We start from the raw sequence: 15,933 nt of genomic DNA, 5'->3' as shown, positions 1-15,933 counted from the left end.
AAAATATTTGCGAATCACTTTGTAAGTCACATTTCCAAATCCCAGCCTATTGAGGCTTTCAGTAGTATAGAAGCCATTTTAAAGATATTTCTGGGTTTTAAGTAAATGCAAGGCGCTCTGTGAAAATTACTATACAGAAGATCAGCCCACACCCACTGCAATGTTTTCAGATTTACAAACTTTGCATCGGGCAAACTTTATTAAATCCTAAAAATAGATTAACAGCAAGTAACAATCGTCTTTATTTATTCTTGATCATGATATAATATTGACATAAAAATCTTGACTTGCGAATATGTTCAGCACCAGAAAGTAAGAAAATATAACCCCAAATGCTAAAAACTGTAATTGAGAATAAAGTCATTGCTAATGTTTTAATTGTTGAAGATGAGCTAGTGACAGCCCATGCGCTTTCTGATGTTTTGGGCGAGTTAGGTTATCGGGTTCTAAAGATTGTTGATAGTACAGATGGGGCGATCGCCGCAATTCATCAGCAAATTCCTGACATTATCTTAATGGATATCAAATTAAGAGGTTCAGACTTTGGCATCACTGCGGCTCACGAGATCCAGAAAATTATCCAAGTACCCATTATTTACATAACTGCTTTTAGTGATCCTGAAACCCAAGCCCAAGCCCTTGCCACCTCTCCCTATGGGTACTTTACGAAGCCCCTGCGCTATGCGGAGGTGAATGTGGCTATTAATATTGCCCTGAGAGAATATCGCGAGCATCAAATTTTGCAAGAGGCACTTCTCAAAGAAAAAGAACTGCATCATCTAAAATCGCGTATTTTGGCGATGGCTTCCCATGAGTTTTCAACCCCTATGTCCGTAATAAGACTGTTGATTTGGAAGTTGCAAAATTTTGAGGATCAATTAACTAAGGAAAGCCGCGCCAAAAATTTCGCCTCAATTCAATCAGCAATCAAAGATATCAACTGGCTACTAGAAGAAATTAAGTTTATCTCTTGTTCTGATTCAGGTAAATTCCCCTTTCATCCTGAAGATGTGGATGCGATCGCCTATTGTCAGCAGTTGGTAGAAAGCTTGCAGGACGATGAAAATAGCCGTAAATGCAAGATTCAATTTCATAGTCATGGTCAATGTCAAAAACTAAGAATCGATAAGAAATTGCTGTGGCATATTGTCATGAATTTAGTCTCTAATGCGGTTAAATACTCCTATGATGGCGGTACTGTGGATGTGGATTTGACCTGCGAACGTCAGCACCTAACCCTAAGAATTAGCGATCATGGCATTGGCATTCCTAACGAATATTTAGAAAACTTATTTTTGCCATTTTTACGCGCTGAGAATGTAGGTCATGTCAAGGGGTTGGGCATGGGGCTATATATTGCGAAGCAGGCGATCGAGGCGCATCAGGGCAAGGTGACTGTGGAAAGTGAAGTGAATGTGGGGACAAAATTCACGGTGGTTTTACCAAGCGCCACTGCGGCTCTCAAATGAATGCAGCCATAGAAAGGCAGGGGCAGTTCATGAATTGCCCTAGCTTTTTCTATGCCATGCTCAACTAAAAGCGCCAATATTTTTAGGTTAATCTGTAAATAATTACAAAGTTTGATGAATTTAACTTAAGAACAACTGGTTATTGTGCTAGTTGAACCATAGGATAATGAAAATAATTTTTTATAAGTAATTAGACCTAAACTATGACTCTTTTAAACCTCAATTTACTCGCTGCGGCAGTACCCACAACCCCAACTTGGTCATTCAACGTAGCCCTAATCATGATCACTGCCAATGTGTTTGCGTTGGTTGTCGGTCGCTACGGCATTAAAGTCAAGGGTGTTGGACCTAGTTTGCCCGTTCAGTTGCCAGGGCTATTTGCTGGATTTGGTTTACCTGAGTTATTAGGTATTACTAGCTTCGGGCATATACTTGGCGCTGGTCTAATTTTGGGCTTGGCTCAAGCTGGATTGTTGTAATTGTAAAGCCTATTGAGGCTTTTAGCAGTATAGCAATGTTTTTGAAGTATGTTTGAAAGTGGTGCGAAGCGCCACTTTCAAACATACACTAAGCTTGAGAGAATGACAGACTGCTCACCAAATTCATGAAAAAGCGATCGCTTTTGAAGCCACTAAAGGTTTTTTGGCAAATATTTTGCCATGTTTGGTTATCAACGCTGATCGCTTGGGGTTGTGTTTCTAAATATTCCACAAAACTCATGCCGCCGATATGGGTGAGATAGGCAGCAGTAAACGCTTGCATCGAGCCACCGATCGCATAGGTAAGAGCATTCACCTTAAAACAAGTCGCGATCGCTGAGGTGGCAACCTCCACACAGCCTAGCTGCAATAAATTCTGAGCGATAATCATGGCGTACTGCTGAGCCTGTGACCAATTGAGCGGACGCTCGTACACCTTTGCCAGATCCATGAGCATTTGTGTATTGATGGCGGCTCCTGCCAATAGGTCAAGGGCAGGAATCGGATTAGCAAATACCGTAGTGGCAGCGATCGCTTGATAGCGTTGAATGATCACCTTGGCATCTTGGCGGCGCTGTTGGTTGATCGCTGATTCAATTTCTTGCAATAAACCTGCAATTTGCAAATGTGTATTCTGAATTAATAAATCTTCCCATTCATTAGAAAGAATGGACTCAATGCGTTCTTTTAAACTCATGACATCAGCAGGTAGCTCTTCCCACCATTCTTGAAGAGCGAGTTCTGTAATTCCTAAGTTGCCAAGATCAGGATTGGCATATTGACGCACTTTGATCGGATTCGGCTTAGCAGCTATAGCAACAATATTGATCGCCTGCAAAAAAGATTTAGTGTGATTTTGCAACTGTTCAAGGATTAACTGGCGATCGCTTGGCAAATATAAATCAGTTTTATTAAATGCTAAAATCAACCGCTTCCCCAGCCTTGCCAGCCTTTCTAGCTCTTGATATTCTGTATTGGTCAAATCCCCTGCTGTCACAAATACCAAGAGGTCGGCATTTTGAGCATCTTGAATTGCTACCCCTTCACGCTGCCGCCCCAACTGCCCCATCTCTTGAATGCCCGAAGTATCCACCAGCGAGATTTGACGCTTGAATTTTTGATTTGATTTTTGATTTGATTTTTGATTATGATCTAAATAGCGATATTCCTGTCGGGCGCTCGTTGTGCCAATGGCAGGATCGGTCTTACCCACAGCACGATCAAGCAAAGCATTAATGACAGAGGTTTTCCCCGCCGAACCTGTACCAAATACCACAATTTGAAAATGGTTTTTCTGAAGATTAAGGGCGATCGCTGCCGCCCTATTTTGCACCTGTGTCCGCAGATCCTCATCTCCAATTTTCAGACTAAGTTGCTGCACCCGTTGCAATTCTCGCGCCAAGGCATCACGACTATGCTCCTGCGGTTGCTCAATTACATTCGCCCAACTTCGCCTAACGTTGACTAATAGCAGTGATCCTCCCGCCGCCACTGTCATTATGCTGAGCAAGTGCCAATCATGCTCAAGACCAAACAAAGCATTGGCGATCGCCGCCGCACCAGCAATCCCGACACCTAACCAGATTTTTTGACGAGACCAAGAGGGGGTAAAATTCAACATTCAATTCAACGTTTACGCCTAGAAACAAAAATTAAGCCAAGAATTAAGCCGAAAATTTAAGCTAGAAATTACAAACAAAAATTACAAACAAAAATTACAAACAAAAATCATAAGCAAGATTATATAGCTTATAGGGAACCTCTAAGCCGATTTCATCTATAGAAGGTTTTTGAAAAGTACCACTTCCCAAAAATCTGCTGGGTTTTAAGTTAGCGCTAAACGCTGTATTTTCAATATGTGTTAGGATCGCATCTCTGAATCATAAACAGTCTCTCATCAAGCCTATGTCCGCCTTGCCCGCCATTGCTGTTCTGGCAATCTTGATTTTGGTACATGAACTCGGTCACTTTATGGCTGCCCGCATTCAAGGCATCCATGTCAATCGCTTCTCAATTGGTTTTGGCCCTGTACTTTGGAAATATCAGGGCAAGCAAACTGAGTATGCCTTACGCGCGATTCCCCTTGGGGGCTATGTGGGATTTCCTGACGATGATGAGGAGAGCAATATCCCCCTAGACGATCCTAACCTCATGCGAAATCGTCCTATCTTTGATCGGGCGATCGTGATTAGTGCGGGTGTAATTGCCAATTTTGTATTCGCTTACTTGGTTTTGCTAGTCATGACCTTGAGCGTTGGCATTGGCTCAGTCGATCAACCAGGGGTCAGGATCACCAAAATTTTGGAACCTAATGCTCCAGCCGCGATATCAGGTTTACAGGCTGAGGATGTGGTTTTATCGGCTAATGGCATTAAATTTGATACGAGCCTGACCACTCTAGATCGATTTCAAAGCTTAATTGCTAAGAATGCAAACGAAAAGGTGGATTTGCAGGTCATGCGTGGGGAGCAGTTAATTGATCTGACGGTAATGCCTAATGGAGCGGCGGGTAAAGGCAAAATCGGAGTGCGCTTAGACTTTACGGGTAAGCCCCATCGCCGCGCTGTGCGTAATCTTGGCGAAGCTTTTGATAGTGCCACTCAGAGCTTTGAGCGATTGGTGGTGATGACAGTCCAAGGGTTGCGACAGTTGGCAACCAATTTCCAAAATACGGCTTCGCAGTTGTCTGGTCCTGTGGCGATCGTGGCGATGGGTTCGGAGTTGGTTAAGTCGGATGCGGCAGCTTTGTTTGATTTCACAGCAATTATTAGCATCAATTTGGCAATTATTAATATTTTGCCCCTGCCTGCCTTAGATGGTGGTCAATTAGTGTTTTTGGCGATCGAGGCGCTGCGCGGTGGTAAGCCACTGCCAGAGGAGTTTCAAAATAACGTAATGCAGGGTGGTTTGGTGTTGTTATTAGGTTTGGGTGTGGTGATGATTTTTAAGGATTCCTTCAATCTGATCCAGCAAAGTGGCATTTCACCTCTGTAAATGCAAGAGTTGTGAATATGCAAAAAATGCCGATCTGACACACCACAATAGCAAGCCTTGCAAGCCTTGTAATTACTGTCAAATAGAGCGAAAGTAAGAGTATGCCTTGTGGTTGCCCAACTCTTTTTCAATCTCAAAATTGATCACTCCCCAGCGTGGCTCTTCGGTCTCAGGTGGGCTAAACTCCACGCTTAGACCATATAGGCGCAATTGGTCAGGGTCATTGTCGCTAGATTCTAGGTAGGGTTTGACGATGGTGCTGTAGCGATCGGCTATGATGACTTTGATGGCTCTATATCCTTGGGTATAGAGCTGATCGATGTGTTCATGGATCTCAAAGCGAATGCCGTCGGGGTGGTTATGTTGTCTGTACCATTGATCATCCCACAGCCGCCATTGGCGATCGGACTGTAGATGGACGAGATCGCGGTTGTTGGTGGATACTTCAAATGCGCCATGTCTTGGGCAGAGATAGGTGTCAGTTAAGACTAGGGCGGGAATAGTTTCTTGACAATGGGGACACTTAATCTCGGAGCCAAAAATAGGATATTGTGACACAGTGTTATTAGCTGTTGGTTTTACTCTAAAAAACATTACAACAGGGATTGAGCAAACTTCGCTGGATATGAGTTAAGTGCTAATCTCTGGACGTTTCTCAGTATATACTCCCTTCCTAGTTAAAGATTAGACGGCGCGGCGCAAAGCACTGCTTTCAAAAATATTTCTGGACAAAATATTTCTGGACAAGTTAAACCTCAATTGGCTGTAGTTTGACTTGTTTGTACATAATGACAGTCTTATTGACTTGAGGTGGCATTGAGGATGAAAAATCTTGATTATTGGTTCAGATGACACAATCTAAAAATCTGGAAGCCATTACAATTGTCGCAGTGCAGTAATTTTGGTCAGAGTCTCTGCCTGGTGATGCTGTTGCTGTCAATTTCAATATTTTTTTAATGCAAGGTCTACATGGCAAAGACCAATCTTAAAACACAGTGGGAGTCGCGAGTCAGCTACGCAGAGAAATATCTGCGTTGCTTTGTGGATTTTTGTCCTGTGCCGATCGCCATGTTGGACTGCAATTTGCGTTATGTGTTGGTTAGTCAAGCTTGGGTTAAGTTGTTAGGTGTACCAAGGCTGAAATTGATCGGAACTGGTATTTACGATTCTTTGCCGATCGCCCTTAATCATCGCCATGCCCTAGAACGGTGCTTGAGTGGTGGACAAATGCGATATAGCGCTGAGGTGGAGCTAGAAAATCGCGATCGCCTATTGCAACTTTATCAGTTACAGGTGCAGCCTTGGTATAGTGACGATGGCTCAACGGGGGGCATCGTATTAGCGCTGAGTCCTACGCAGGATGTCAAATCACTCCAACAGCAGTTGGCACAGGAGATTGCGGAGCGTGAGCATTTTGAAGAATCTTTTCATAAGGTGGGGACAGCCTTAGAAAGTGCTAATGATGCTGTATGTATTACTGATGAAAGGGGACAACCAATCTATTTAAATTTGGCATTTAACGAATTGTTTGCCTATGAGCTGCGGGAATTGCAATATTCATCACAGTTTATCAGGCTGTTTGCCAATGAAGCGATCGCACAGGCGATTCATAACGCGGTGATGCATGGCGGTAATTGGTCAAGTGAATTGGATATGTACGATCGCTATCGGCAAGCCATTCCTGTATTTTTGCGGGTCAATCCTGTTAAAAATCATATGGGGACAGTGGTTGGTTCCACCTATGTTTGTACGAATATTCGTGATCGCAAGGCAGCAGAGGCGGAAATCAATAAAAGCTTTGCCGCCTTGGGCGCAACCCTAGAGGCAACGGCTGATGGTATTTTGGTACTCGATGCGATCGGCAATATCATCATCTGCAATCAAAAATTTGTGGATTTATTGCGAATTCCCAAAAGAATTTTCTCATCCCATGATGATTCCCACATTTTGAAATATGTGGCTAAACGGGTAAAGTCGGCGAAATATTTACATACCTTTGGCAAGGGGTTAGAAGATGACCAAAATAGCTTTGAGGTGGTGCAACTAGATGATGGGCGCACTTTAGAATGTTACTCGCAACCGCAACATATTTTTGATAGCTGTGCGGGGCGGGTATGGAGTCTGCGCGATATTACAGAACGCCTAGCTTCGGAGGCATTAGTCAGGGCTTCAGAGGAGAAATATCGCCTACAGGCGGAAATGCTCGAACTAGCTTTGCAGGAGCTAAAAAGCACTCAGTCGCAACTAATTCAGGCGGAAAAAATGTCGGGACTAGGGCAGCTTGTGGCGGGTATTGCCCATGAGATCAATAACCCTGTAAATTTTATCTATGGCAATTTGTCCTATGCTGATAGTTATACGAAAGAATTGTTGGGTCTGGTGGAAATGTACCGACAGACTTATCCTGAGCCAACAGAGGCGATCGCCGAAAAATTGACGGAGATTGATATTGATTTTCTGACGGAGGATTTTGTCAAGCTGGTGAGTTCCATTCGCCTTGGCGCAGAACGGATTCAAAAAATTGTCCAGTCTTTGAATAAATTCTCCCGTAGTGATGAGGAGGGCTGTAAGTTTGTGGATATTCATGAGGGGATTGATAGCACACTTCTGATTTTACAAAGTCGCCTCAAAGCCTCTTGCCTGCGTCCTGAAATTCTGGTGGAAAAGCACTATGGAGATTTACCTCCAATAGAATGCTATGCAGGGCAACTCAACCAAGTGTTTATGAATCTTTTGGGCAATGCCATTGATGCCTTAGATGAGGATGCTAAAAACAATGGCTCTTGGCAAATTATTAGCGAGCGCCCCCAATGGGTGCGTCTCGATGGTAAAGTCTCTCAGATTGTCATTAAAACTGAATTGCAAGATGGCGATCGCCTGCTGATTAAGGTTGCCGATAATGGCAATGGTGTACCAGACAATATTCGTAATCGCCTGTTTGACCTGTTTTTTACCACCAAGCCTGTGGGCAAAGGGACTGGGCTAGGGTTGTCGATTTCCTATCAGATTGTGACTGAAGTGCATCATGGCAAGCTGTCATTTAATTCAGAATTGACCAAGGGAACAGAATTTATCATCGACATTCCCTTATTGCAACCCAAAGCATTTGACTGATTACTCCCTTATGCTTCTGTCAGTCAATCAGGAGCGGCGTTGCATATATTCATAATGAAACGGCTGCAAAACAAAAAATTATTAGATGTAGGGGTCGCGCCCCTGTGCCTACCCCCGTAGGAATTTGGGCAACTAAGGGGGGATTCGGGCAACCACGGAGGGATTCGGGCAACCACGGGGGGATTCGGGCAACCACGGAGGGATTCGGGCAACCACGGAGGGATTGCCCCTACCAATAACATTATGAATATGTGCAAAATGAATATGTGCAGCGCCCAATCAGGAGCAGGGCGGCAGTTTGCGTAGCTTCATCAAACTACTGTACAATATTAAGCAACTGTTAAGAGAAAAGAGATGATTGTCGAGAATAGTGAAGTAATTTTAGCGGTCAAGGACTTGACTGCGGATGTGGATGGAGTCCAGATTTTGAAAGGGCTGAACCTAGAAATTAAAGCGGGTGAAGTCCATGCAATTATGGGTCCCAACGGCTCAGGAAAGAGTACCTTTTCTAAAATATTAGCTGGGCATCCTGCCTACACCGTCACAGGCGGCGCAGTGATTTACAAGGGGCAGAACCTTTTAGAACTAGCAGCTGAAGTTAGGGCTAGGGAAGGTGTATTTCTAGCATTTCAATATCCATTGGAGATTCCTGGGGTAACTAATTCTGACTTTTTGCGTTTGTCCTATAACAATCTTCGCAAACATCAAGGATTGGAGGAACTGGATATTATCGATTTTGATGATTTTATCCAAGAGAAGTTAGAAATTGTGGAAATGAATCCTTCATTTCTGAGCCGCAGCGTTAATGAAGGATTTTCGGGTGGCGAGAAAAAGCGTAACGAGATCTTGCAGATGGCGATTCTAGACCCTACCTTGGCGATCCTTGATGAAACAGATTCGGGCTTAGATATTGATGCCCTCAGAATCGTGGCAAATGGTGTGAATAAGCTGTCAACCCCCCAAAATTCTTCACTGGTAATTACCCATTATCAACGGCTGCTAAATTACATCATTCCAGACTTTATCCATGTGATGGAAAATGGGCGCATTATCATGACAGGTGATAAGAATTTGGCTTTGGAATTGGAAGAAAAAGGCTATGACTGGCTGAAGGAAGAAGAGGCGGTGTTGGCATAATGACTATTCCAATTTCTGAATCGGTTTCTGAATTAGTTGATGCCCAAGATCTCAAGGGTGCGGCAAGTATTCGCAGTAAGCGGGCTGTCAATGGTCAGCAGTTTGCGGCGCAGGTGATGGGGTTGAGTGCTGAGATTGCCCCTGCGGTGGTGGCGGAGTTGCGGCAAGCTGCCAGCGATCGCCTGCGTGCTTTGACCTTCCCCACCACCAAGGACGAAGAGTGGAAATATACCGATATATCGGGTTTGGGAGAGCTTAGCTTTGCCGATCGCCCTGTTGATATGCAGGCAGCTATTGCTCTATTGGCGCAACACCGCGCCCCCGAAGCGATCGGCTCTAGCCTTGTGTTTGTCAATGGCAAATACAGCCCAGAGTTATCGGACTATTCCCAGATCGCTCAGGGGCTAGTAGTTGGCACTTTGACCACCCTTGACGATCTCATCTTGCCAAAACTGCGATCGCACCTTGCCCAGCACCCCGACACCCAAGACTATTTCGCCAGTCTCAATACAGCTAGTATCAACGATGTGGCGATTATTATCGTTCCTAAAAATCTTGTGATTGAAGCTACTGTGCAAGTGATATTCATCACCGCGCCCGCATCTGGTCAAGAAACCTTAATCACCCAACCCCGTTGTTTAGTGGTTGCCGAAAATCACAGCAGTCTCACCCTAGTGCAGAGCTTTGTCGGCGTTGAGGATCAAGTCTATGTCACCAATGCCGTTACCGAAATTTGGTTGGCGGAAGGCGCTCAAGTTAACCATACAAAAGTGCAGTGGCAGGGGGCAGCATCGGTGCATATCAGCACCACCGCGATCGCCCAAGCAAGAAATAGCACCTACAAAAATCAGGCGATCGGCTTAGGGGCAAAGCTGTCCCGCCACAATTTGCTAGTGCAGCAAATGGCAGAGCAGACCGAAACTTCCCTTACTGGTCTATCTCTTACCGATGGCGATCGCCTTGCCGATACCCATTCCTGCATCGCCCATAACTATCCCTATGGCTCTAGCCAGCAGTTGCATAAATGTATTGCCGATGGTCGATCGCGTACCGTATTCAATGGCAAAATTCAGGTTGCTAAGTTGGCACAGCAAACCGATTCATCGCAGCTTAGCCGCAGCCTATTGCTATCGCGCCAAGCAAGGGTGGATACCAAACCGCAGCTAGAAATTTTTGCGGATAATGTCAAATGCGCTCACGGTGCAACCGTCAGCCAGCTTGATGCCGATGAGATCTTTTATTTACAAAGTCGGGCGATCGATGCGGAGAGTGCCGCCAAACTGCTTACCTATGCCTTTGCCGCCGAAGCGATTAATTACATCCCCGTGGTGTCAATCCAGCGATCGCTAGGTCAGTTTGTTTTAGAAAAGACAAAAACCATTTAAAACAAATTCCCAAATGGCTATGCCATTTGGGAATTTGCTTTGGTTAACGCTTTTTAACGTCCTTTGCCATATTCAGGAAAATATCCATACTAGAATCAACGCGGGTATTAATCTTTTTGGGTTCAAAGGATGGTTGGGCGATCGCTTCCGATGTCTTGTTAGAATTTTCAGCAACTTCATCAACCTCGGCTTTTTCCGTTGCCGAAACCGACTCTATGATTTCAGCCCCTTTCACCCCATTGACGGTTGGAAAGGTTTTCTTTACTGCTTTAGGGGTTCGCATATAGTTGATATCGCCAAAGGTCTTAGCGGCATCTTGATCGAGAAAGTAAGAAGACTCAGAATTTTCAGAGTCTTTATTGTTATCCTTTTTACCAAACAAACCAAAAAGTGCCATAGAGATTACCTTTTTCTAGATTTTTACAGGAAGTTAATTTATATTGCGTTTTCAAGCGATATGTAACATTTTAGCAATATATAGCCTATTCAAGCTTTATCCGCAATTATGTTGGGTGGGTTACGATATAGCAAGGAGATTTTGCGTCAATTGCTGAGAGAAGAAATCATGCGCGAGTCAGTAACTTATCAAGATTTACTTGCCAAAGGTGTGCAGCAGGGCATTCAGCAGGGCGAGCTAGATTTGGCTTTACGTTTATTGCGGCGTAAATTTGGGGATCTGCTCGATCGCTTAGTCAAAAAAATTAAAGCTTTATCGCTAAAACGTTTAGAGGCTTTTGGGGAGGCGTTGTTAGATTTTCAGAGTCTCGATGATGTGACGGTTTGGCTAAGTCCTAAAACACAATCTAAAAAATCAGCATCTAAAAAAATCAGCGCCCAAAGATATCGGTTAGCAAGATTATGACTGCACAACTATTAGTACCCAGCTTATCGCCTAATCAGGAAGTGCCAAATCCAGATCAGCCCCATGTAATGCGATTTACGATCGCCCAATTTCAACTGATGTATGAGCGCGGTGTATTTGCCGATAGCGATCGCTATGAGTTAATTAACGGAGAAATTATTGCGATGTCACCAATTGGGCTAAAACACGCCGTTTCTGTAGGGCGATTTTCTAAAAAGCTTGAGTCAAAGCTAAGGGAGCAAGTCATTATCTGGGTGCAGAACCCTATCGATCTTGGTAACAAATCACAGCCACAGCCAGATATTGTGGTTTTGAAATATCGTGATGATTTTTATGAGGAGGGTTTGCCAACGCCTGCGGATATTTTGTTAATTATTGAGGTTGCTGATAGCTCCCTTGAATACGATCGCGATGTGAAGGCAAAGCTCTATGGTGTCGCAGGGATTCCGCAGATGTGGTTATTTGATGTGAATACCAAAACGATTACAGGCTTTTCGCAACCCTCAGAGTTAGGCTATAAGCAAACCTGTCTTTATACTCAAGGCGATCGCCTCTCCATACTTGCCTTTGATGATGTGGTGTTTGAGTGGCAAGAATTGTTTTGATTATGCTCTAGTAAAGATGTTTTGAATCAATTGCTTACTAACTAGCAATTAATAGCTTAACGGGGTCATAGCATAGATCTACGGATCTACTCTTTCGGTCTTTACGCTTACACCTTTCTATTTTGATATTTATCATTGGGAATCTACTACAGGCGATCGCTAATACTAAATTCAGACACAACTACGCCGTTTCTGAATGTAAAAACCTTTGCTGGATTTGGTTTTCAATTAACGAAAGTGTCATCATGTTTTCATTAAAGAGTAACGATGACAAGAGCTTTAAATTAACTACGACTTGATGGCTTAATTAGCTGGAAGAATCACTATTTGACATTGCATTCAAGTTTTAATAATTAAATCAGGAAGAAAATATTGTGGCTAAGATTGGTTTGTTTTTTGGGACTCAGACTGGTAATACTGAGAGCGCGGCTGAAGAGATCCAGTCAAAAGCTTAATTATGTGTAGGATGCGTTAGTGCTGCGTAACGAATCAATTATAAACAGCCTCAATTATACCTAATGATGGGTTACGCTTTCGCTAACCCATCCTACGTTTAAGTCTAACAACTTATCTTATGGCACAAGCTAGTATTAGAGTCCTTAGGTTAATTTGAGTCAATGTTAGTTCAGAAAGTTAAATTTAATTATTTGCTGCGCGATCGCTTCTTACCCACGTTAGGTTTGTTGACGATTGGACTGCTATTGACAATGGCAGTTTCCCTATGCAAAGGGGCTGTTCCCCTGAGTTGGAACGAACTCTGGCAAGCGCTTTGGCATCAAGGCGAATCGGTCAATCAAACGATTATTTGGGAATTGCGATTACCGCGCATCATTGCCGCGATGGTGGTCGGTGCGGCGCTGGGAATGTCAGGAGCTTTGCTGCAAGGAATGTTGCGAAATGGACTTGCCGATCCCTTTGTGTTGGGCATTTCCGCAGGGGCGGGACTCGTGGCGATCGCCATGATTACCCTTGGCGTAGTCCAAACCTTAGTTCCCATAGGCGCATGGGTAGGTGCGATCGCTACGGCAACTCTCGTTTATACCCTTGGCTATTTGGGCGGGGGGCTATCCGTTGAGCGCTTGATTTTGGCGGGTGTGGCGATTAGTTCCATGTTTGGCGCAATCCAAACTACGCTGCTCCTGCTTGCGGATGATGGCAGGATTCAATCGGCATTGAATTGGCTAATTGGTAGCCTCAATGGGCGCGGCTGGGCTGAGGTGAATAATGTTGGTCTCTATGTGGGTATGGCGCTAATCGCAGGTTGTCTATTAGCTCGTCCATTGAATTTGCTGAATCTTGGCGACGACCTCGCCTCAGGATTGGGAACTTCGTTAGTGCGATCGCGTTTAGCGATCGGCGCAGTGGCGAGTTTACTGGCAGCGAGTGCTGTCAGCATGGCGGGGCTAATCGGTTTTGTCGGCTTAGTCGTACCTCATGGTGTGCGCTTGCTCGTCGGTTCTGATTACCGATGGATTTTGCCATGCTCCGCGATTGGTGGTGCTTGGGTGTTGACGCTTGCGGATTTGCTATCGCGACTCGGTACGGTGGAATTACCTGTGGGCGCAGTGACGGCGCTACTGGGGTCGCCATTATTTATTTGGTTACTCTATCGGCGCGGTCAGAGAGGTTAGTAATGGATAATCATGATTCCTATAATCTTGCTGAAGCATTGCTAGAGGTACAAAATCTAGTCGGTGGCTATGGCAAGCAGACAATTTTGCAGGATGTGTCCCTATCTCTCCATAAAGGCGAATGGTTGAGTTTGGTGGGGGCAAATGGTTCTGGTAAATCAACTTTGTTGAAGCTATGCAGTCGAATTCTGACACCGCAAACAGGCGTGGTTTTACTGGATGGGAAAGCCATTCATCAACAGCCCGCCAATGTGGTCGCCCGACAGTTAGCGATTTTGCCACAACAGCAGACGATTCCATCGGGTTTGACGGTAAGGCAACTAGTGAGTCTAGGACGCACGCCCCATCAACCTTGGTGGCAATGGGATCTGAATGCAGAGGATCGGCAAATGGTGGAGATAGCGATCGCCCAAACGCAACTTACGGCATTAAGCGATCGCCCTGTCGAACAGCTTTCGGGTGGTGAGCGCCAAAGGGCTTTCCTAGCATTAACCCTAGCCCAAAATCCTCAAGTTCTCTTACTAGATGAACCAACTACATTTTTGGATTTACATCATCAATTAGAACTATTAGAACTGCTGAAGACCCTCAACCAAGAACATCAATTGTCGATTATTACGGTGCTGCATGATATTAATCTGGCGGTTCGTTATAGCGATCGCCTAGTGATGTTAAAGCAGGGTGAGATCATAGCGATCGGGCGATCGGCTGATGTCATCACTCCTGACAATCTCCGTCAAGTTTTTGATGTGGAAGCGGTGACGATCATTACGCCTGTGGGATTGCAGATCTGTTTGCTCTCGCCATCGCATACTTTAGAATAAGTATTAGGGAGATGGCAATCATCCCTTGAATAGGTCAATAATTCACCGAAGCGATCGTATTTATTTTCTTACACAGTCTATAGTAGTGTTATCGTCCGCCAGTTTTTTGAATATCGTGCGCCAGCGATCGCGCAATGGGAAAAGGCGGCTGAAGAATTTGGCGATCGCGTGAAGGATCATGCTACGGCTTTGCTGGAGCTAATTCGGGTACAGGAGAAAACTAACAAAAAATTTATCGATGCATTTGCGGCGTTTATGTTGCTGTGTCGGCAGTCGATTAATCCTAATTTGGCAGAATCGGCGGTTGAGGAGATGTTGATTCAGCATTTGCTAACGGAACGAATTTTTCGGAGTGTGTTTAATAATCCTGATTTTGCTCAGAGAAATATTATTGCGGTTGAGATTGAGAAGGTGATCAATGCCTTGACTTCTAAGCATTTCAGCCGCGCTCATTTTTTGAGTAGTTTGGATCGGTTTTATGGGGCGATCGAGGAGACGGCGGCTACGATTGATGATTTTTCGCAAAAGCAGGATTTTTTGAATACGGTCTATGAGAAGTTCTTTCAGGGCTTTTCGACAAAGGTGGCGGATACGCATGGGATTGTGTATACACCGCAGCCGATTGTGAATTTCATGGTGAAGAGTGTGGAGGAGATTTTGCAACGGGAGTTTGGCAAGTCGCTTGTAGATAAGGGGGTGCATATTCTCGATCCGTTTGTGGGTACGGGAAATTTCATTATGCGGGTGATGCGCGAGATTGCGGAAATCCAGAAGTCGGCTTTGCCTCACAAGTATGAGCATGAGTTGCATTGCAATGAGGTGATGTTGTTGCCCTATTACATTGCTTCGATGAATATTGAGCATGAGTATTTTGAGTAGACTGGGAAGTATGAGGCGTTTGAGGGGATTTGTTTGGTGGATACGTTTGAGGATCAGCGTATTGAGCAGTTGGGGTTGTTTACGCCTGAGAATATGAAACGGGTGGAGAGACAAAGGGAGTCAGATTTATTTGTGGTGATTGGGAATCCTCCATACAATGTGGGACAGTTGAATGAGAATGATAACAATAAGAATCGCAAGTACCAGACTAAAAACAAGACTGGGATTGACGATCGCGTGGCAGCTACCTATGCCAAAGCTTCAAAGGCAACTTTAAAAAATTCTCTTTCCGATCCCTATGTGAAAGCAATTCGTTGGGCATCGGATAGAATTGGTGATGAAGGAGTGGTTGCATTTGTGACTAACAACAGTTTTATTGATGGGATTGCGTTTGATGGAATGCGTCAATATTTAGAACAGGAATTTGATCAAATTTATGTGTTTGATTTAGGCGGCAATATTCGCAAGAACCCTAAATTATCAGGTACAACTCATAATGTTTTTGGCATTCAGGTTGGGGTAAGTGTTAATATTTTTATAAGAAGAAAAGTAAT

General features: G+C 44.3%; 13 protein-coding genes and 1 pseudogene. 11 read left to right on the top strand and 3 right to left on the bottom strand.

All coding sequences use genetic code 11. The annotated features are described in order from the left end of the window. The first annotated feature begins 332 nt into the window (after window positions 1-332). Window positions 333-1,469, top strand: coding sequence for a hybrid sensor histidine kinase/response regulator (locus H6F44_RS07140; RefSeq protein WP_190350264.1), 1,137 nt, complete (start codon window positions 333-335; stop codon window positions 1,467-1,469). 203 nt (window positions 1,470-1,672) lie between these two features. Then, window positions 1,673-1,948 (top strand): photosystem I reaction center subunit PsaK, encoded by a 276-nt coding sequence (gene psaK, locus H6F44_RS07135; protein ID WP_190350263.1) that lies wholly within the window; start codon window positions 1,673-1,675, stop codon window positions 1,946-1,948. A gap of 88 nt (window positions 1,949-2,036) precedes the next feature. Here psaK and H6F44_RS07130 read toward each other — a convergent pair whose 3' ends face one another. Further along, window positions 2,037-3,566 carry a YcjF family protein gene (locus H6F44_RS07130; RefSeq protein WP_206754444.1) on the bottom strand — a complete coding sequence of 510 codons (1,530 nt, stop codon included), beginning with the start codon at window positions 3,564-3,566 and terminating at the stop codon, window positions 2,037-2,039. A 287-nt stretch (window positions 3,567-3,853) separates the two neighbouring features. Here H6F44_RS07130 and rseP point away from each other — a divergent pair, with 287 nt between their 5' ends. Further along, window positions 3,854-4,942, top strand: a complete 1,089-nt coding sequence (gene rseP, locus H6F44_RS07125) for an RIP metalloprotease RseP (protein ID WP_190350261.1) — start codon at window positions 3,854-3,856, stop codon at window positions 4,940-4,942. A 78-nt stretch (window positions 4,943-5,020) separates the two neighbouring features. On the opposite strand, the gene H6F44_RS07120 is transcribed toward rseP, so the two are convergent. Continuing rightward, window positions 5,021-5,536, bottom strand: coding sequence for a TIGR02652 family protein (locus tag H6F44_RS07120; protein ID WP_190350260.1), 516 nt, complete (start codon window positions 5,534-5,536; stop codon window positions 5,021-5,023). 375 nt (window positions 5,537-5,911) lie between these two features. Between H6F44_RS07120 and H6F44_RS07115 the strand changes: the two genes are divergently transcribed. The 3 genes from H6F44_RS07115 to sufD all read left to right on the top strand — a co-directional run bounded on the left by H6F44_RS07115 (window position 5,912) and on the right by sufD (window position 10,578). Then, the gene (locus H6F44_RS07115; protein ID WP_190350259.1) at window positions 5,912-8,056 is read left to right on the top strand and encodes an ATP-binding protein; all 2,145 of its coding nucleotides are present in this window, start codon (window positions 5,912-5,914) and stop codon (window positions 8,054-8,056) included. Between the two features lie 354 nt (window positions 8,057-8,410). Further along, on the top strand, window positions 8,411-9,193 hold the full coding sequence (sufC, locus tag H6F44_RS07110; protein ID WP_190350258.1) for a Fe-S cluster assembly ATPase SufC: 783 nt from the start codon (window positions 8,411-8,413) through the stop codon (window positions 9,191-9,193). Then, window positions 9,193-10,578, top strand: a complete 1,386-nt coding sequence (gene sufD / locus H6F44_RS07105) for a Fe-S cluster assembly protein SufD (RefSeq protein WP_190350257.1) — start codon at window positions 9,193-9,195, stop codon at window positions 10,576-10,578. The genes sufC and sufD overlap by 1 nt, the downstream gene beginning before the upstream one ends. A gap of 43 nt (window positions 10,579-10,621) precedes the next feature. On the opposite strand, the gene H6F44_RS07100 is transcribed toward sufD, so the two are convergent. Then, a complete protein-coding gene (locus tag H6F44_RS07100; RefSeq protein WP_190350256.1) occupies window positions 10,622-10,975 on the bottom strand; it encodes a hypothetical protein in 354 nt (117 codons plus the stop codon). A gap of 108 nt (window positions 10,976-11,083) precedes the next feature. Here H6F44_RS07100 and H6F44_RS07095 point away from each other — a divergent pair, with 108 nt between their 5' ends. From H6F44_RS07095 to H6F44_RS23955, 5 genes and pseudogenes are all read left to right on the top strand, one after another. Then, window positions 11,084-11,440, top strand: coding sequence for a DUF4351 domain-containing protein (locus tag H6F44_RS07095; RefSeq protein ID WP_190350255.1), 357 nt, complete (start codon window positions 11,084-11,086; stop codon window positions 11,438-11,440). Next, window positions 11,437-12,045 carry a Uma2 family endonuclease gene (locus H6F44_RS07090; RefSeq protein WP_190350254.1) on the top strand — a complete coding sequence of 203 codons (609 nt, stop codon included), beginning with the start codon at window positions 11,437-11,439 and terminating at the stop codon, window positions 12,043-12,045. The genes H6F44_RS07095 and H6F44_RS07090 overlap by 4 nt, the downstream gene beginning before the upstream one ends. A gap of 617 nt (window positions 12,046-12,662) precedes the next feature. Beyond that, the gene (locus tag H6F44_RS07085) at window positions 12,663-13,676 is read left to right on the top strand and encodes a FecCD family ABC transporter permease (protein WP_190350253.1); all 1,014 of its coding nucleotides are present in this window, start codon (window positions 12,663-12,665) and stop codon (window positions 13,674-13,676) included. A gap of 2 nt (window positions 13,677-13,678) precedes the next feature. Then, complete coding sequence (locus tag H6F44_RS07080; protein WP_190350252.1) at window positions 13,679-14,500, top strand: ABC transporter ATP-binding protein; 822 nt, start codon at window positions 13,679-13,681, stop codon at window positions 14,498-14,500. Window positions 14,501-14,593: 93 nt separating this feature from the next. Further along, window positions 14,594-15,928 (top strand): annotated as a pseudogene (locus H6F44_RS23955) (N-6 DNA methylase); the annotation flags it as partial. Window positions 15,929-15,933: the final 5 nt, after the last annotated feature.

The sequence above is a fragment of the Pseudanabaena cinerea FACHB-1277 genome, assembly GCF_014696345.1.
Taxonomy (GTDB): Bacteria; Cyanobacteriota; Cyanobacteriia; order Pseudanabaenales; family Pseudanabaenaceae; genus Pseudanabaena; species Pseudanabaena cinerea.
Note: the sequence above shows the minus strand (reverse complement) of the source record. Positions and strands in the feature narration are given on the sequence as shown.